The 17,901-nt window shown below is 72.8% G+C and carries 15 protein-coding genes; 7 read left to right on the forward strand and 8 right to left on the reverse strand.

Annotated elements, in window-relative coordinates; all coding sequences use genetic code 11:
* Nucleotides 1-52: 52 nt before the first annotated feature.
* Nucleotides 53-781 (reverse strand): TetR family transcriptional regulator, encoded by a 729-nt coding sequence (locus tag ACKUU6_RS07970; protein WP_407987766.1) that lies wholly within the window; start codon nt 779-781, stop codon nt 53-55.
* 175 nt (nt 782-956) lie between these two features.
* On the opposite strand from ACKUU6_RS07970, the gene ACKUU6_RS07975 reads away from it, so the two are divergent.
* On the forward strand, nt 957-1,766 hold the full coding sequence (locus ACKUU6_RS07975) for an alpha/beta fold hydrolase (RefSeq protein WP_407987767.1): 810 nt from the start codon (nt 957-959) through the stop codon (nt 1,764-1,766).
* A 43-nt stretch (nt 1,767-1,809) separates the two neighbouring features.
* Here ACKUU6_RS07975 and ACKUU6_RS07980 read toward each other — a convergent pair whose 3' ends face one another.
* Nucleotides 1,810-3,351, reverse strand: coding sequence for a DUF4153 domain-containing protein (locus ACKUU6_RS07980; RefSeq protein WP_407987768.1), 1,542 nt, complete (start codon nt 3,349-3,351; stop codon nt 1,810-1,812).
* A gap of 287 nt (nt 3,352-3,638) precedes the next feature.
* Between ACKUU6_RS07980 and ACKUU6_RS07985 the strand changes: the two genes are divergently transcribed.
* On the forward strand, nt 3,639-5,159 hold the full coding sequence (locus ACKUU6_RS07985; RefSeq protein ID WP_407987769.1) for an FAD-binding oxidoreductase: 1,521 nt from the start codon (nt 3,639-3,641) through the stop codon (nt 5,157-5,159).
* A 108-nt stretch (nt 5,160-5,267) separates the two neighbouring features.
* Here ACKUU6_RS07985 and ACKUU6_RS07990 read toward each other — a convergent pair whose 3' ends face one another.
* Nucleotides 5,268-7,613, reverse strand: a complete 2,346-nt coding sequence (locus ACKUU6_RS07990; RefSeq protein WP_407987770.1) for an alpha-L-fucosidase — start codon at nt 7,611-7,613, stop codon at nt 5,268-5,270.
* 309 nt (nt 7,614-7,922) lie between these two features.
* On the opposite strand from ACKUU6_RS07990, the gene ACKUU6_RS07995 reads away from it, so the two are divergent.
* Nucleotides 7,923-9,362: an RICIN domain-containing protein gene (locus tag ACKUU6_RS07995; protein ID WP_407987771.1), complete on the forward strand. Its 1,440-nt coding sequence runs from the start codon at nt 7,923-7,925 to the stop codon at nt 9,360-9,362.
* Nucleotides 9,363-9,390: 28 nt separating this feature from the next.
* Here ACKUU6_RS07995 and ACKUU6_RS08000 read toward each other — a convergent pair whose 3' ends face one another.
* Nucleotides 9,391-9,873: an ATP-binding protein gene (locus ACKUU6_RS08000; RefSeq protein ID WP_407987772.1), complete on the reverse strand. Its 483-nt coding sequence runs from the start codon at nt 9,871-9,873 to the stop codon at nt 9,391-9,393.
* Nucleotides 9,874-10,067: 194 nt separating this feature from the next.
* Between ACKUU6_RS08000 and ACKUU6_RS08005 the strand changes: the two genes are divergently transcribed.
* Complete coding sequence (locus ACKUU6_RS08005; RefSeq protein ID WP_407987773.1) at nt 10,068-11,252, forward strand: helix-turn-helix domain-containing protein; 1,185 nt, start codon at nt 10,068-10,070, stop codon at nt 11,250-11,252.
* A gap of 110 nt (nt 11,253-11,362) precedes the next feature.
* Here ACKUU6_RS08005 and ACKUU6_RS08010 read toward each other — a convergent pair whose 3' ends face one another.
* Nucleotides 11,363-12,025, reverse strand: coding sequence for a TetR family transcriptional regulator (locus ACKUU6_RS08010; protein WP_407987774.1), 663 nt, complete (start codon nt 12,023-12,025; stop codon nt 11,363-11,365).
* Between the two features lie 139 nt (nt 12,026-12,164).
* Here ACKUU6_RS08010 and ACKUU6_RS08015 point away from each other — a divergent pair, with 139 nt between their 5' ends.
* Nucleotides 12,165-13,457, forward strand: a complete 1,293-nt coding sequence (locus tag ACKUU6_RS08015) for a YncE family protein (protein WP_407987775.1) — start codon at nt 12,165-12,167, stop codon at nt 13,455-13,457.
* 78 nt (nt 13,458-13,535) lie between these two features.
* Here the strand turns inward: ACKUU6_RS08015 and ACKUU6_RS08020 are convergent, their stop codons facing one another.
* Together ACKUU6_RS08020 and ACKUU6_RS08025 are read right to left on the reverse strand one after the other, a co-directional pair.
* Nucleotides 13,536-14,528 (reverse strand): hypothetical protein, encoded by a 993-nt coding sequence (locus ACKUU6_RS08020; RefSeq protein ID WP_407987776.1) that lies wholly within the window; start codon nt 14,526-14,528, stop codon nt 13,536-13,538.
* On the reverse strand, nt 14,525-14,872 hold the full coding sequence (locus ACKUU6_RS08025; RefSeq protein ID WP_407987777.1) for a PadR family transcriptional regulator: 348 nt from the start codon (nt 14,870-14,872) through the stop codon (nt 14,525-14,527). Before ACKUU6_RS08025 ends, ACKUU6_RS08020 begins: the two co-directional genes overlap by 4 nt.
* Before the next feature lie 129 nt (nt 14,873-15,001).
* Between ACKUU6_RS08025 and ACKUU6_RS08030 the strand changes: the two genes are divergently transcribed.
* A complete protein-coding gene (locus ACKUU6_RS08030) occupies nt 15,002-15,829 on the forward strand; it encodes an ATP-binding cassette domain-containing protein (protein WP_407992061.1) in 828 nt (275 codons plus the stop codon).
* The gene (locus tag ACKUU6_RS08035; RefSeq protein ID WP_407987778.1) at nt 15,826-16,482 is read left to right on the forward strand and encodes a hypothetical protein; all 657 of its coding nucleotides are present in this window, start codon (nt 15,826-15,828) and stop codon (nt 16,480-16,482) included. Before ACKUU6_RS08030 ends, ACKUU6_RS08035 begins: the two co-directional genes overlap by 4 nt.
* On the opposite strand, the gene ACKUU6_RS08040 is transcribed toward ACKUU6_RS08035, so the two are convergent.
* Nucleotides 16,451-17,851: an MFS transporter gene (locus tag ACKUU6_RS08040; RefSeq protein WP_407987779.1), complete on the reverse strand. Its 1,401-nt coding sequence runs from the start codon at nt 17,849-17,851 to the stop codon at nt 16,451-16,453. The genes ACKUU6_RS08035 and ACKUU6_RS08040 overlap by 32 nt on opposite strands.
* Between the last annotated feature and the right edge of the window lie 50 nt (nt 17,852-17,901).

The following is a 17,901-nucleotide window of genomic DNA, read 5'->3' on the forward strand; positions in this document are numbered from 1 at the left end:
CACGGAGCCGGACGGCAGCACCTGCCGTCCGGCTCCGCCGCGTTCCGAGCCGTCAGCCCCGCCCGAGGCCCGCTTCGATGTCCCTGACGACCCGCCACATCGGGGTGGAGCGCTTGGTGATCACGATGACCACCTCGTCCTCCTCCGCCCCCTCGGCGGCCGGGGACCGCTCGGAGCTCCAGGCCCGGGCGACGTACTCGAGGGCGTGGTCCACCGCCGCCGACGCGTCGCCCTCACCACCCGCCCGCAGCCAGGCCCGCAGCGCGTGGTTGTGCGCGGTGACCACGGCCGAGGCGATCACGTCGGCCCGCAGCGTGCCGTCCCTGCGGGCCGAGAACCGGGCCCGCAGGTACTCGGCGAGGGTGCGCTCGTAGCGCCAGACCACCGAGAGCTCGTACGTGCGCAGGCCGGGCACCTTCCTGGTCAGCCGGTAGCGCTGGACCGAGAAGACCGGGTTCTCGGCGTACATCCGCAGGACCAGCCTGGCCGCGTCACAGACCCGGGCCACCGGGTCGTCGCCGTCCTCGCTGGCCTCCAGCAGGGCGGTCATGTCCGCCAGGCACTGCTCGTGGTCGGGGAAGACCACGTCCTCCTTCGAGGGGAAGTAGCGGAAGAACGAGCGGCGGCCGACCCCGGCCAGGGCCACGATGTCGTCGATGGTGGTCTGCTCGTAGCCGCGCTCCACGAACAGCTGGAAGGCCGCCGCGACCAGGGCGTCCCGCATGGCGGGCTTCGCCGGCGCGGCGGAGGTCTCGGAGCTGGTGTCCCGTGCGGCCGTCATGGCGTGAACTTAGCATTTTCGGCCCGGAATGGCACTTGATGCGCAGCTGTGACAGCACTGAGTGCCGACCGGTCGAGCCCGCTCCGAAGGCCACGATCGCGGCCCGGCGACGCGACACACCACGTCCGGCGCAGGGTGATTGCCGGGGGCGGGCGGGGGTTCCAGGCTGTGGCCCATGAGCACGGAGAGCGGGCGCGCGGGTTGGGACATCCGGATGGCCGGCCCGGCGGCCGGCGCCAGGCACCGGGTGCTGATGCTCCCGGGCGGGATGTGCACCACGGAGTTCTACGCGGACGTGATGGCCGAGCCCGCTATGGCGGCGGCCGGGCTCGGCATGGTGGGGGTGACGCTGCCTGGGTTCGGACGCACCTCGGCGCCCGAGGACCTGTCGATGGAGAACTACGCCGCGCTGCTCGGGGAGTTCGCCGCCGAGGCGGGGTGTGACGTGCTGGTGGGCCACAGTCTCGGGGCCAACGTGGCGATCGAGCTGGCGGCGGCGGGTGTGTTCTCCGGGCCGGTGGTGCTGCTGTCGCCGACCTTCTCCCGGGAGGACGAGGCGAAGTTCCTGGGCGTGATGAACAGCGTGGGCCGGGTGCCGGGCCTGGGTGCGCTGGCGTGGGCGGTGATGATGAAGGCCCTGCCGAAGGCGATGAAGCGTGACCTTCCGCCACGGCGCGCGGACGTACTGGCGGCGGACCTCGCGAAGAACGATCCGGGGTTCTGCCGCCGGATCGTGCGGCGGTACTACGAGTACCTGGACCGGCACGGGTCCCTGGTGACCCGGCTGTGCGAGTCCGGCGTACCGGTGTGGGTCGTCCGGGGCGACCGCGACGAGATCGGGCTCACGGAGCAGGAGCTGCGAGGGCTGCGGGACTGCCCCCGCGTCACCCTCGTCACGGTGCCGGACGCGGGGCACCTGGCGCTGGTGGAGCAGCCCGCCCGGATCGCCGAGGTGATCGTCGAGGCGGCGGCCCGGGCGGGCTGACGGCCGGCGGTGACCGCCCGTCAGCCCGTGCGGAGCGGTCCCCTCAGTCGCCGTACCGCCGCGAGAACCCGATCCGCTCGCAGGCCGCCGTGGCGTCGGCCGCCGAATACCGGGCCAGCACCTCGCGGGCGCGGGACTCGGAGAGGCTGGTGGCGTACCACGACCGGGGGTGGTCGGCGAGGTTCCGGCTGATCAGGGAGAGGGCGCAGGTCCGCTGGTCGGCGGGCAGCCGGTCCAGGGCGGGGGCGGCGTCCAGCGAGAGGCCGACGATGTTGCGCAGGTCGATCCGGGTGGTGCCCTCGAAGCGGGCCACGTTCTGCTCGGCGACGATCGCGTCCGGGCCCATCAGTCCGTAGACGGCGGCGGCGACCATACCGCTGAGCACCACGACCCGAGGCAGCCAGGCGGAGTTGCTGAGTGCGCCCGCCACGATCACCAGCAGGAACACCACGCCGAGCCAGATCTCCACCACCAGGACCCAGAGCCGCAGTTGGGTCAGCCCGGAGGCGTCCACGTAGTACCACATCCGGCCGAGCGCGGAGGCGACCACGACCAGCGTGAGGACGCAGAGTGCGCCGAGCAGGAGCCTCGCGAGCCGGCGGTCGGACCCGGTGGCACGCGGGGCCCAGCGCTGGGCGACCGCGACCACCGCCAGGGTCAGCACGGTGATCACCATCAGCTGCCAGAAGCCCTGCCGGGCGTACTCGGAACGGCTCATCCCGGTCCGCTCCATGATGGAGTCGCGGCCACCGAGCACCACCACCGCCTGGACCACCGCGAAGGCGCCGAACAGCAGGTCGAGCGCGGCCAGCGGCAGCGCCCACTCCAGCCGGCCGCGCGGGCGGCCCGGCCGGACCTCCGTACGGTCCCAGCGCCGCGGTCCGGCCGCGATGTGGGCGAAGCCGAGGGTGGTGGCGAGGCCGAGGCAGAACAGGAAGGCGTGCAGCGGCAGGGTGCCCAGGTCGAGCTCGAAGCTGGGGATCAGGCGCTCCAGGACGTCACCCATCGCGGCGTCGGCGCCGGCGAACAGCCAGCCGAAGACGGTCAGCAGCACGGCCGTCACCACCACGGCCTTGACGACCGAGAACACCCTGCTCCGCCCGCCGGGGATCCGGAGGCCGCGCAGGCCCCTGCGGGCCCAGAACAGTCCGGGCACGAGCTGCCAGACGAGGCCGGGCAGGGCGAGCAGCACGCCCGTCCAGCGCTTCCCGCCGTGCAGGGCGAGCGAGGCCAGCCCCAGCGCGCAGGCGCCCGAGAGGACCACCGCCCAGTCGGCCTCGTGGAGGGCGGGCACCGTGAGCAGCGCCAGCGCGAGCGCGCTCCACACGAGCGTCCAGGGCCGGACGGTGCGCCCCGCCGCTCGGGCGGTGAGTCCCGCTGCGGCGGCCGCGACCAGGCCGCAGATCAGCAGGTTGACGCCCAGGGCGTCCGCGAGCAGCCAGCTGGCCAGCACCCCCGCGAGAACGGCGACGCCGACCACCTTCAGGGTGGCGGGCGCCTTCCGGTCCGGGTCGCCGGCCCGCAGCCACTGGAACGGCCGGGGCGAGGGTGGCGGGGTGGTGACGGGAGTGGGCGTACCGGACATGAGTCCCCCTCGGTGGTCGGCAGGCAGGCGGACGCCGCACGGAGGGCGGCCCGCGGAAGGCGCGGTTCAGCGTCGCGACGGCATGACTCTAGAGCATTCTGAACAGGTTCAAAAACCCCTGGGTCGAGCCTGCCCACCGGTCCGCGTGCCTCCCCGTTGCTGACCCGTCATCAGTTCTCACCTGCGCGCCTCGCACACCGGCAGGTGGTTCGCGGACGAAGATGGCCGCGAAGCGCGGTCGCGTGGTCGGCACGCGGTGCGCGCCGTCACCGGGAGACACGAGCACCATGACGATGGATCGACGAGGGTTCCTGACCACACTGGGGCTGGGCGGCACGATGCTGCTGACGGGCGTGGGCGAGGCACGGGCGGCGACCGGCGGGCGGTCGGCGCGGAACCGGTCGGGGCTGGACCGGCCGGGGCAGTATCGGTCGGCGCCGGACTGGTCGGCGTTGAAGGCGCGGCTCGACGGTCGGCTGGTGCTGCCGGACGACCCGGCGTACGGCGTGGCCCGGCTCGGCTACAACGAACTGAACGACGGTCAACTCCCGGCGGCGGTGGCCGGGTGCAACTCCGCGGCGGACGTCCGCAGCTGCCTGGACGCGGCCCGCGGGCACGGGGTGCCGATCGCCGCGCGCAGCGGAGGGCACAGCTATCTCGGCTACAGCGTCCCGAACGACGGGCTGGTGATGGACCTCCGGCCGATGGCGCAGGTCGAGGTCCGGCCCGACGGCACGGTGCAGGTCGGCGCGGGCGCCCGGCTGATCGAGGTCTACGCCGCACTGGCCCGGGCCGGGCGGCTGCTCCCGGCCGGCTCCTGCCCCTCCGTCGGCATCAGCGGACTCGCCCTGGGCGGCGGCATCGGCGTCCTGACCCGCAAGTACGGGCTGACCTGCGACCGGCTGGTCTCGGCGGAGGTGGTCACCGCCGACTCCCGGCTGCTCACCGCCTCCGAAACCTGCGAACCGGACCTGTACTGGGCCCTGCGCGGCGGAGGCGGCGGCAACTTCGGCGTGGTCACCCGGTTCACCTTCAGCACCGAGCCCGCGCCCGACCTCACCGTCTTCTCCCTCCGCTTCCCGGCCGGCTCCACCCCCTCGGTGACGGGCGCCTGGCAGCAGTGGGTCGCCGACGCCCCGTCAGAGCTGTGGTCCAACTGCGTGATCTCCGGCGCCGCCTCGCCGACCTGCCGGGTCGGCGGCTGTTACGTCGGTCCGCAGAGCGACCTCGACCCCCTGCTGGACCAGCTGGTCGCGGCAGCGGCGACGCAGCCCACCCTGCGCACCGCCCAGGGCAAGAGCTACCTTGATGCGATGAAGTACATGGCGGGCTGCGCGAACGACACCATCGCGCAGTGCCACCCCGTCTCCGAGGGCGGACGGCTGCCCCGGGCGGCGTTCGTCGCGGCGTCCCGCATGCTCGACACCGCGCTGGACCCGCAGGGCATCACCGATCTGATGGTTGGTCAGACCGGAGTCGACCTGCTGCTCGACTCCCTCGGCGGCGCGGTCTCCGAGCTCGCCCCCGGCGCCACGGCCTTCCCGCACCGCTCCGCCCTCGCCTCCGCCCAGATCTACGCGAGCACCACCCCCGCCGGCCGGGACGCGACCACCGCCACGCTGGACACCATCCGCGACGGACTCGGGGCGCTCGGGGCGACCGGAGCGTACGTCAACTACATCGACGCGACGCTCCCGGACTGGGGCACCGCCTACTACGGCGACAACCTGCCCCGGTTGAAGGCGGTGGCCCGGCAGTACGACCCGGATCAGGTGTTCGCCTTCCCGCAGGCGGTCAGCTGCGCCTGAGCGCATAGGGGCTGTCTGACAATTCGCGTCGGATCAGGCCGTGCCGAGGGGGTCCCCCCGGCCGGAGGCCGGGGGGACCCGGACCCGGCGGGAATCGTCAGACAGCCCCTAGAGTGCGAGGAGCTGCCAGTCCTGGTTGGAGCCGCCGGTGGGCGGCCACTGGATGACCGTGGCGGCGTCGGCGGTGGAGGCGTCCTTGACGTCCGCGCACCAGCCGGTGCGGACGTTGACGAGCTGGTGGTAGCCGCCGGCCTGGGACGGGACCAGCTTCCACGACTGGTTGGTGCCGCCGTCATCGGTCCACTGGTCCAGCCCCGCGCCCTGGGCGGAGCCGCCCGGGCTCTCCAGGACCTTGCCGCTGCGGACGTTGGCCAGCCGGAAGGAGCCGTCGGCGTTCGGGAGCAGCTTCCACTGCTGGTTGGTCCCGCCGCTCGACGGCCACTGGATGACGGCCGCCCCGTCGGCGGTGGACGCGTTGCCGACGTCCAGCACCTTGCCGCTCCTGCGGTTCACCAGCCGGTAGGTACCGGTGTCGCCGCCGAAGGGCCGGTCGTAGACCTCCAGACTGCGGATCGAGGCCCAGGCGCCGGAGGGAAGCCCGGTGACCGTCACCCGCACGTACCGGGCCTGGGCGCGGAAGACCGAGACCTGCACCTGGCCGGTGCCGGTGGTGGCGGTCAGGTCGGCCAGGGTGCTCCAGGTGGCATTGTCGGTGGAACCCTCGATCCGGTAGCGGTAGTTGGTGCCCGCGGACTCCCAGACGACGCGGGTGCCGGTCAGTGACCGCTGCGAGCCCAGGTCCACCTTGAGCCACTGGCCCGTGGTGCCGTCGCTCGCGGTCCAGCGGGTGGCGGTGGAGCCGTCCACGGCCATGGCCGCGGTGTTGCCCCTGGAGGTCTCCTCGCTGGACGCCGTCGCCGTCCGGCCGGCCGCGATGTCGGCCGGCTGCACGGTCCGGTCCAGCGTGACGCCGACCACGCTGTCCTCGGGGCTGCGGGTGCGGTTGACGCCGGTGATCGCGACCCGGCCGTCGTCGCCGGTGGTGTACGGGAGGTCGGTACCCGTGGCGACGTCGAAGACGCGGGTGACCCTCGCGTCCCCGGTCGACGGCGTGGTGAAGGAGGTGCCGACGTAGCCGGGCAGCAGGTGGACGTAGAAGGTGGTGTCCCGGCAGGTGAAGCCGTACTGGCCGTCCACCGGTTCCCACGGCCCGCCGCGCGTGCCGTAGACGGCCTGGCCGCACGTGGTCAGGAAGGATCCGACCCTGCGCACGACGGCGGCCTGGTCGGCGGGCACGGCGCCGGTACGGTCCGGGCCGACGTTGAGCAGGCAGGTCATGTTCCGGACCCACGCGTTGACCAGGACGTTCATGGTGGCGGCGAAGCTCATCACCCCGGCGCTGGGGTTGTAACCCCAGGAACCGCCGATGGAGAAGCACTTCTCCGCCACCTTCCCGGTGCGGATCGCACCGGTCGGGACCGCCGAGCCCTCCTCGCTGGCGTAGTCGCCGATCCAGCCGGAGCGCAGGGTGGTGACGATGTCCGGTTGGTGCTTCCGGACCAGGCCGGTCAGACCGAGCGGCTTCCCCGTGGCGGGGTCGGTGTCGCCGTGTGCGGCGTCCACCGGCCAGGCGTTGGCGGGGTCGCGGTACTTGCCGGGCTCCCAGAAGAACGCGCCGTCCGCGTCGGAGCCCTGCTGGCCCAGCCAGCCGCCGTCCCACCAGAAGTCGTCGAGCCTGCCGTACTGGGTCACCAGCTCCTTGACCTGCTGGTACACCTCGTTCTTCATGATCCGGGCGTTCTCCTTGTGCGCCGGATCGGTGGTGTAACCCCAGCTGTTGGGGAGGCAGTTGGTGCCGGTGACGTCGTAGTAGCCGGGGTAGCGCCAGCTCAACGGGGAGTAGTAGAGGCCGACCCTGAGCCCGGCGTCGCGCACGGCGCTGACGTACTGGCCGACGAAGTCCCGCTGCAACGGGGCCTGCCCGGCGTGCCAGGCGTTGGGATGGGTGGAGGGCCAGAGCGCGAAGCCCTCGTGGTGACGGGCCGTCAGCACCGTGTACTTCGCGCCCATGTCCTTGGCCAACTGGGCCCAGTCGGACGGGTGGTAGGCACTGGCGGTGAACTGCTCGCCGGTAACGTCGGTGACGTACTTCCGGTAGTTCTCCGGCGTGACGGCCGAGTTCTCCATGTACCACTCGCCCCTGGCCGGGCCGGAGTACACACCCCAGTGGATGAACATGCCCAGCTTGGCGTCCTGCAGCCACCGGATCTTCTCGTCGGGCTGCTGCTCGACGCCAAGGTCCGAGGCGGGGATCCGCAATGGCGGAAGGGGAAGCGGCTGCGGAGGAGAGCCGGCGGCGCGGGCGGGGGTGGCCAGTGTCGGCCAGACCGCTGCCGCCACCGTCATGGCGGCCATGCCGGTCAGCACTCCCCGGCGACTGATCGGTTCGGACAAGGTCTCTCTCCTGACTGTTCAACAGAACCGCACGCAGGACGGCGCGGCCGGGGCGCGGAGCGGGTGACCCAAAGGACGGGCCGTCACGCGTGCCTTGGCAGGTGACATGGGATGAATTAGGGGACAAGGCGGCGCCCCTTGTCCAGAGCTAGCGCAATATCCGGGGAGAGTCAGCCTGACCCGACCCATAACATGGGATGTATGTATTCGGTCCAAGCCATTGACGCGGGCGCGCCAAGTGCCTAGCGTCCCCCTGCGGATCGCACAGATTCCAACAGGACCAAGCCGGCCGTTCGGAGTGGAGTGCCGATGTACAGACGCGCGTCAACAGCTCTTCTCGCCCTGCTCCTGGGCGTCGTCACGCTGCTGGTCGCCGGTGGGCCGGCGCAGGCCGCGTCGGTCACGGTGACCAACGGTACGCAGTTCACCGACACCACAGGGGCCGTGGTGCACGCCCACGGCGGCGGGGTGCTCAAGGTGGGCGCGTACTACTACTGGTTCGGCGAGAACCGCAACGCCGACAACACCTTCAAGGCCGTCTCCGCCTACCGCTCGACCGACCTGCGGACCTGGGAGTTCAGGCGCGACGTGCTGACCCGGGCCGACAACCCCGAGCTGGCGGTCGCCAACATCGAGCGGCCGAAGGTGATCTACAACAGCACCACCGGCACCTTCGTGATGTGGATGCACAAGGAGAACGGCACCGACTACAACGAGTCCCGGGCCGCCGTCGCCGTGTCCGACACCGTCGACGGCGCCTACACCTGGCGGGGCAGCTTCCGCCCGCCGTCCGGCACCACGTCCCGCGACATGACGCTGTTCCAGGACGACGACGGCACGGCCTACCAGATCACCTCCGCAGCCGGCAACGCCGACCTGCACATCTACAGGCTCACCGCCGACTACACCGGCTACGACAGCCTGGTCGCCAACCCCTGGCCGAACAACTACCGGGAGTCCCCCGCGCTGTTCAAGCGGGACGGCGTCTACTTCATGCTCACCTCCGGCACCAGCGGCTGGAATCCCAACCAGCAGAGGTACGCCACCGCCACCAGCCTCACCGGCCCCTGGACCACCATGACCGAGATCGGTGACGCGACGGCCTACGGCTCGCAGACCGCGTACGTGCTGCCCGTCCACGGCACCCAGGGGACCTCGTACCTCTACCTGGGCGACCGCTGGGGCAACTCCATGGGCGGCACCGTCAACGACTCCCAGTACGTCTGGCTGCCGCTGACCTTCCCGACCCGGACCACCATGAACCTGCCCTGGTACCCGCAGGTCGCCCTCGACACCGCGGCCGGCACGGTCACCGGCGTGGGCGGCGGCCCGTACTACCGCCTGACCGCCCGGCACAGCGGCAGGTGCGTCGACGTCACCGACAACTCCGCCGCCGACGGCGCGATCGTCCTCCAGTACACCTGCGGCAGCGGCCTCAACCAGCAGTGGCGCCTCCAGGACGCGGGCGGCGGCTACGTCCGCGTGGTCGCCGAGCACAGCGGCAAGTGCCTGGACGTCGCGGACGCCTCCACCGCCGACGGCGCGTTCGTGAACCAGTACCGCTGCAACGGCGGAACCAACCAGCAGTGGCAGTTCCAGGACCAGGGCGGCGGCTACCAGCACCTGGTGGCCCGGCACAGCGGCAAGTGCCTGGACGTCGCGAACGCCTCCACCGGCGACGGTGCCCGCCTCGTCCAGTGGCCCTGCGGCGCGGGCACCAACCAGCAGTTCCAGCGGACCGTGGCCTAGGACGGACGGACCGGGCGCCGAGGGGCCGTCAGACGGCCGGGCGCAGCCGGGTGAACGGGCGGCCGGGGGCGGTTCGGGATGCCGTGGCGGCAGTGGGACCGGTGTCCGGGAGGGCGATGGTGGCGCTCACCGCCTTGCCGCCGCCGGGGACCGGCTGCCAGGTCCACGCGACGCACTCGGCCGTCACGACGGCCAAACCCCGGCCGCGGGCTCCGTCCTCGTACGGCTCACGCGGGGTGGGCGGCACCGGGGAGGGGTCTGTGACGAGGACCGCGAGGTGTCCCAACGGGGTGATCCAGAGGTCCACGGTGATCGGTCCGCCCGCGTGCTGGACGGCATTGGCGACCAACTCGCCGACCACTTGGCGGACCCGGTCCGCGTACTCGACGGGGAGGTCGGGGGCCCACTGGCGGAGTCGGGACGCGGCCCTGGCGCGGGTCGGGCCGATGGCCTTCGGGAGGGGCGGGACGGTCCACCGGTCCCACGGGGATTCGGTCTGGTCGGCGGGCATGCGCGGGACCTCCGGTTGTCTGCCGTTCCGCTCCGATGCTTCGCGTACTGATATCGATACTGACGGTTCGTCAGCAGGGTTGACAGCAGGCGAACTTGCACAGTGGTCGCACAACGCTTGTGCCCTCGGCCGGACAGCCGCCACAGTTCAACCAGCGCGTCACCAGAAGCACCCACAGCGAACGGGAGCCCCCCGTGCCCGAGCAGCGCCCCTCCCCCGCGGTCGGCGAGAACATCGCCATCTTCCGCAAGACCAGAGTCCCGGCCGTCACGCAGGACTCCCTCGCGCGCCGGGCCCGGATCTCGGTCTCGCTGCTGTCGAAGATCGAGACCGGGGACCGGGTCGCCTCCCCGCCGGTGGTGGCGGCCATCGCCCAGGCGCTCGGCACCACGACCGCCCGCCTGTACTTCGGCAGCCGGCCCGACACGCCCGTCGACCTGGACCCGCTGCGGGCCGCGGTACGCCGGTACGACATCGCCGACACCGCCCGCGAGCCCGTCAAGCGCGAGCACCTGACGGCCGCGCTCGCCCAGGCGGGCTCGCTCCGGGCCGCCACCCGCTACGACGAACTCTCGGTGATCCTGCCGGAGTTGCTGGCCGACGCGACCACCCACGCGCTGGCCACCGGCGATCCCGTCGCCTGGACGCTGCTGGCCGACACCTACGGCTGTGCCTACAGCCTGGCCCACCGGCTCGGTCAGCCCGACCTCGCCGAAGCCATCACCGCCCGCCAGGAGTGGGCCACCACCCGGACCTGGACGCCCGTCGCGTACGCCGCCGCGCAGTGGAACCGGGCGGGGACCTTCCAGTCGGCGGGCGACTACACCCACGGCCTCGGGATCGTGGAGAACGCGGTCAGTGCGCTGGCCGCCGCGAACCTGACCGACGTCCCCGCGACCGTGGTCCAGGGCTCGCTGCACCTGCGGGCCGTCACCCTGGCCTCCCGTGCCAAGGACCAGGCCGCCACCACCGACCACCTCCGGCACGCCCGGGCCCTGGCCCGGAAGCTGCCAGGCGGGGACGTCCTGATCCACAACCTGACCTTCGGCCGGGGGAACACGGCCATGCACGAGCTCGCCTCTTTGGTCGAACTCGACAAGCCCGACAAGGCCGTGGACATGGCGGCGGCCTTCGTCCCGGGCCCCGGCCTCAGGCCCACCAGGATGGGCCATTTCCACATCAACGCCGCCCGCGCCCACCTCGCCACCGGCGACCGCGACGCCGCGCTGAGCAGCCTCCGGGCCGCCGACGACGTAGCACCGCAGATGGCCCGCGCCCACCCGATGGCCCGCGAGGTCGGCCGCGTCCTGGTCTCCATGCACCGGCGGTCCAACCCCGAACTCATGGTGATGGCTGCGCGGTTGGGCATAGACACCTGACCACCCCTCCGAACGGCCCGGTCGGGACCGGGGCCGGGGAGGGCTGTAGATCAGGCGGACAGGATCGCCCCCGACCGGCGTCGGGTCGGCAGTGGCCGCAGGCCGACTGATCAGCGCCGGGCGTTCGGGGGCTCGGCCTCACGCCCCGGGCGGCGGACCGAGCCGAGGAGGAGGGCCACCAGTTCGTCGACGACCTGGGCGAGGGTGGCCTCGAACTGGCCGGCCGTCCAGTCGTGCAGCAGGCCGTTGACCGCGCCGATGAAGGCGGTGGCGGCGATCCGGAAGTCCCGGGGCGCGATCTCGCCGCGGCCGACGGCGGCCTCGGCCTCGGCGACGATCAGCTCCACCCAGCGTGAGCGGCGGGTGAGCCGCTGGCGCTCCAACTCCTCGCTGACGCCGATGATCTCCACGAAGGCGATCCGCAGGCGGCGCCGGTCGTCGGTGGCGGCGGCGATGTAGGCGCGCAGCACGGCGCCGATCCGCTCTTCGAAGGTGAGACCGGCCGTGTCGGTCAGTGCCATTAGGACGGCCCGCTCGGTGCGGTCGTTGACCAGCAGGTGCAGCTGGGCGAGCACCTGCTCCAGGTTACGGAACTCCTCGTAGAACTGACGGGTCGACAGCCCGGCTGCCTCGCAGAGCCCGGCGACCGAGGCCGCCCGGTAGCCGGGCCGGTCGCCGAACTGCTGGAGCGCGGCGGCCAGGAAGCGCTCCCGCCGTTCGGCCCGCCGCTCCTGCGCCGACCTGCCGCCGTACGTACCCGTGGCCTGTCCCACCGCCCCGCCTTTCGCAGTCCCCGCCGATTGTCGCGTACCGGGGTCTTGCCAGGGACTCCGCACCCTCCTTACCGTCGAGTAGCGCCAATCTGACTACCTGTCGTTTCAGACTTCCGTGTGCACCGGCGAAGGAGCCGCGATGTCCCGCACCGAATCCAGGCGTCCCAGAAATCCCGGACGGTTCCCGTACGTCCGCACGCTCGGCGGCATCGTGGCCGCGCTCGGTCTGCTGGCCGGCGGAACCGCGACCGCCGGCCCGGCGAGCGCCGAGCCGAACGGCGCCGCGCTGCGGGAGGTGATGTTCGTGGGCAACAACTGGGACGGCACCGCCGACGTCATCCGCTCCAGCGGTGACCTGGCCAGGATCGGCCGGGTGAACGTGATTCCCGACAAGGAGCAACGGCTCACCGAGATCTACCTGAACCCGGTGAAGCTGGCCTACTTCCTCGGCATCCGGCTGGGCCCCGGCGAGGGCCACGACCAGTTCGTCGACGACATGTACTCGACGCCGGACGGCTCGTCCGTGGTGGTCTCCCGGCCGAGCTTCGCCGACGTGGTGTCGATCGACCTCGCCACCGGGCGGATCAACTGGCGCTTCCCGGTGTCGGGTTACCGCTCCGACCACATGGCGGTCTCGCCGGACGGCAACCGGGTGGCGGTCTCCGCCTCCACCTCGAACACCGTGCACGTGCTGGACATCAGGACCGGCGCGCAGCTCGGCTCGTTCGCCACCGGCGACAAACCGCACGAGAACCTCTTCGCCGACGGCGGCACCCGGATCTGGAACATGTCGATCGGCGAGGTCAACACCGCACTCGACGCCCCCTGGCTGGACTGGACGAAGGGCGACCGCCGGATCACCGTGGTCGACGCCGCGACGTACGCACCGGTCAAGGTCATCGACATGCGCGAACGGCTGGACGCGTTCGGCCGCTCCGACCTCTCGGACGCCGTCCGGCCCGCCGTCTTCACGCCCGACGGATCCCGGCTCTACTTCCAGGTCTCGTTCTTCAACGGCCTGGTCGAGTACGACGTCGCCGCCGACCGGGTCACCCGGGTGAAGACCCTGCCGAAGAACCCCGCGACCAGCGAGGACCGCACCACCTGGGTGAACGACTCCCGGCACCACGGCCTCTCGGTCAGTCCGGCCGGGGACAAGCTGTGCGTGGCGGGCACCATGGACGACTACGCCACCGTGGTGGACCGGGCCACACTCCAGGAAGGGCCGCTGGTGCCCGCCGCGAAGCCGTACTGGGCGACCGTCAGCGGCGACGGCAGGTCCTGTGTGATCTCCGAGAGCGGCGCCGACCAGGTCACCGCGATCGACTTCGCGACCGGCCTGCGGACCGCCACCGTCGCCGTCGGCGACCACCCCCAGCGGGTCCGCCTCGGCCACGTCCCGGCCGGCTGGACCGGGCCCACGGGCAGCTGAGGCCGTGTCGAACGCCCCTGACCCGGGGTCAGGGGCGTTCGTCGGGCCGTCAGGCCGAGTGGGAAGGATCGGCGGCTCTCAGGCCGGGTCGGAGGGTTCGGCCGCCCGGGCCCGGCGGACCAGGTGGACGGCGCCGGCCAGCGCCACCGCCGCACCGAGTGCGGCGAAGCAGGCTCCCAGGACGGTGAGCGCACCGCGCTGGGAGTCCGATTCGGCGAGGACACCGACCACCACGGGCACCAGCCAGGGCAGGACTCCCAGCCCGGTACCGAGCGCCAGCAGGCGGTCCGGCCGACGGTCGGACAGCCGGGCCAGCAGCGCCGCCGCCGTCACCACGCTGAGCCAGATCGGCTCCAGACCCGTCAAGCCGATCCAGCCGGAGAAGACCGTTGGCCCGTACTGACCCAAGGCGATCAACGGGAGCCCGGCTCCGAGTGCGAGCCCCGTCATCTCCCACCGGCCCCATTGCCTGACGTCCACCAGGTCGGCCGGTGCGAGCAGCGCCAGTGCGCCGACCAGCGCCGTGCCCGCCAACTCCGGCATCACCCATGCGGACCCGTAGAGCAGGAACAGCTCGCCCACGCCGAGCAGAGCCGCCACGACCCCCGCGATCCTGGCGGTCCGCCACCGCGCCAGCAGCGCGAACCCGAGAGCGAGCAACCACGGCACCGTGTAGACGACTTGGAAGGCTGCCTCGAGGACTGCGTAACCGACGCCGACTCCTCTGGTCGGGTACCGGAGCTGGCGGACCATCGGCTGCAGGCTGGGCAGCAGGTGGTACAGCGCCCACCCCGCCGCGAGGGCGAGCGCGACCGGAGCGGCCCCGGCGAGCACCCGGCCGGCCGGGTCGGTCGGGCCGATCCGCAGACGCAGCCGGAGGGCGTGCGTGCCGAGGTCTCGGCGCTCCCTGAGCACCACGCGCCGGGGCTGCCCCTCGGTGGCGTCGGCGAAGACGGCGGCGATGTCGTCGCCGTGCGCGGCGCGGTAGCGGGCGGGGTAGAGGCCGATCAGCAGGCGGCCCGGCTGCGGGGTGGCGCGGTCGCCCGTCCAACCACTCGTCAGGTCGGTCATACGGTCGCTCCGTTCGGGCGCAGGCGCGCGGCGGCGAGTCGGCGTTCGACCTCCACGGCGGCCGACCTGAGGCGGCCGGCCTCCTCCGCCAGCAGGTCCTGCCCCTGACCGGTGAGGGCGAAGGTGCGGCGCAGCCGTCCGCTGACCACCTGCTCGCTGTCGATCCGGACCAGGCCCTGCTGGAGCAGCCGGTCGAGCGCGGTGTAGAGGGTGCCGGTGCTCAGCCGGCTCCGGCCGTCGGAGATGGCCAGCACCTCCTGGATGATCGCGTAGCCGTGCCGGGGGGCGTCGGCCAGCGCGGTGAGCACGAGCCTGGTGGGCTCCTGGAGTTGACGTTCGGTCATGGGGCGAGCATAGGACTCCCGTCGCCATATGTCGATGGTCGGACGGTAGTCGCCTTCATCCGGGCCCTACTCCCCGCCGCGTACGCTCCCGCGTGATGTCGGACGGATCCCGGAGGGAGTGGCGGCGTGCTGCGTCTGGAAGCGGTGGGCAAGGCGTACCCGGGCGGCCCCCCGGTCCTGGTCGACGCCGATCTCGAACTCCCGCCGGGAGAGGTGGTCTCGGTCGCCGGGGGCAACGGCTCCGGCAAGTCCACCCTGCTCAGGATCATGGCCGGGCTGTCCCGGCCGAGTACGGGCACGGTGTCGGGGCGCCCCGGGGTGGTCGGCTGGGTGCCGGACCGCTTCCCGCCGCACGAGCGGCTCTCCGCCCTCGCCTACCTTCGGCACCTCGGCCGGATCAGGGGCCTCTCCCGCCGGGCGGCCACCACCCGGGCCGCCGAACTGCTGGACCGGCTGGCCCTGGTGGGCGGCAGCGGCACCGCCGTCCGCGAGCTCTCCAAGGGCAACGCCCAGAAGGTCGCGGTCGCCCAGGCCCTGCTGGTACCGCCGGAACTCCTGGTGCTCGACGAGCCCTGGTCCGGTCTGGACGCCGCCGCACAGGGCACGCTGGTGACCCTGATCGGCGAGGTGGCCGCAGCCGGCGGGGCGGTGGTCTTCACCGACCACCGGGAGGCGCTGTCCCGCTCGGCCGCCTCCCGGGCGTACCGGATCAGCGCGGGGCGGGTGCTGCCGGTCGGCTCCGAAATCCCGGTGCACGAGGTCGAGTTGGCTGCCGGTGACCGGCCGGAGCCGGTGGACTGGCGCGCGCTGGACGGCGTTCGCGAGGTGACCGGACCGAACGACCGGCTGATCCTCCGGGTGGCCGCGCCCGACTCGGACACCCTCCTGCTCACCGCGCTGCGCCACGGCTGGACCATCCGGGGGCTGCGGCGGCTCGGCGGGGGTGGGCCGCGATGACCGCGCTCTGCCGCTACACGCTGGCCAGGCTGCTGCACTCCCAGCGGTACCTGCCGCCCGTGCTGCTGTTCCTCGGCCTGGTGACCGTGCTCACCAGCAGCGACTCGGGCCCGCTGACCGCCGTCTACGGCGTCTGCGCGGGCGCGATGTTCCTGTCGGCCTGTTGGCTGACGGTGGGTCTGGTCAACCTGGACGAACCCGCCGCCCGGGCGATCGCCGTGGTGAGCAGCGGTGGAGCGCGTCGGGTGTTCGCCGCCGACGCGCTGGTGGCGCTGGTGATCTGCCTGCCGCTCACGGTGTTCGGCCTGTGCTGGCCGCTGGCCGTCGGCCACCACGCCGTTGCGGCCGGGCCGTTGCTGGTCGGGGTGGCGGCCCAGCTGACGGCCGCGTTCACCGGCATCGCCCTCGGCCTGGTCTGCTCCCGCGCGGTGGTCGGCCGGCCCGGTTACTCGCTGCTGGCCGCCCTCGGCTCGGCGCTGGCGCTGCCGCTGGTGCCCGGCCTTCCGCCGCTGAACCCGCTGCTCACCCGGTTGGCCGGGCGGCACCCGGCGGCGGAGCTGCTCCGGCCGGTCGGCGGACTGGCCCTGCTGGCGGCCGCCCTGGCGGCCGTCGCGGTCCTGGTCACCGACTCCGTCGCGGCGCGCCGGGAGTAGCCTCGGTATGTCCGCGCAGGTGCAGGACCAGCAAACCGACGGTGGCCAGCGCCGGAAGCACGGTGACACCGAGCAGCACGCCCAGCTCCGCACCGGCGGACTGAGCGGCGGCATGGCCGGTGTCGGAGGAGACGTAGCCGAACAGCTGGAGCACCAGACCGTACGCGAAGGAGCCGAGCGCCAGCCCGAGCACCTCGCCGGTGGCGAACACCCCGGAGAACACCCCCGCCTGCTGGCGACCGGTGCGGGCGGTGTCCCGGGCGGTGTACTCCGGCAGCATCGCGTACGCGCAGAGCAGCTGCCCGGCGTGGCCCGCGCCCGCCACCCCCCAGAGCAGCAGTGCCAGCGCGACCGGCAGGGCCGGGGCGGCCAGCAGGGTCAGGCAGCCGGCCAGGAACAGCAGGTTGGCGATGGTGTACCCGGCCCGGTTGCCGAGCCGGGCGGCCAGCTTGGACCAGAGGCCGACCGCGAGCAGGTTGGGGGCCACGTACGCGGCCACCGCGACGCCCGTGGCGGTCGGGTCGCCGATCACGTGCCGGGCGAAGTACGGTGCGCCGGCCAGGAAGCAGCCGGTCGCGAGGGTCTGCACCACCGCGCAGGCGAACAGCACCCGGAACGGGCCGTTGGCGCGGGCGACCGCGAGCTGGCGGCGCAGGCTCGGCTCGCTCGCCAGCACCTGGCGGCTCCGCGCCCCGGCCGTGCCGAGGAAGGCCGCGAGCGCTCCGACGATCACCACGGCCGCGCCGAACAGACCGGCCCAGCGGTGCCCGGCGATGCCGCCGCCCGCCGCCTCGACCACGGCGGGACCGACCGCACCGGCCACCAGCGCGGCCAGCCCGATCACCGCCACCCGCCCGCCGACCAGGCGGATCCGGTCCTCGGTGCGGTGGGTGATGTCGGCCGGGATGGCCGCGTACGGGACCTGGAAGAAGCCGAACGCGGTGGCCGTGAGCAGGAATCCGGCCGCCGTGAGCCAGACCCCGGCCGTCCCGCCGGCGAACCCGGCGAAGGTCACGGCGAGGAAGAACGCCACTGCCAGCCCGCCGAACAGCACGTACGGGCGGCGGGCGCCCCAGCGGCCCGTGGTGCGGTCGGTGTACCGGCCGGCCAACGGGTTGAGCACGGCGCTCCACACCTTGGGTAGCAGCACGATGAGACCGGCCAGCGCCGCGCCCACCCCGAGGGTGTCGGTCAGGTAAGGCAGCAGGAGCAGGCCGGGCAGGGTGTTGAAGGTGCCGGTCACCAGGGAGCCTGCGGCGTAACCCCAGCGCACCCGGCGGGTGCGCTCGGGTGCCCCGGAGGGCGCTGGGTACGGCTCATTGGCCGTGCCCTGGACGGGCGGTGCGAGTTCCCCGGTTTCGATGGCCATGACTCCCGAGGGTGGCGGGCGGAGACGCCGCGCACCAGTCGGGGTTCTCC

Source organism: Kitasatospora sp. CMC57 (assembly GCF_045866025.2).
Lineage (GTDB): Bacteria > Actinomycetota > Actinomycetes > Streptomycetales > Streptomycetaceae > Kitasatospora.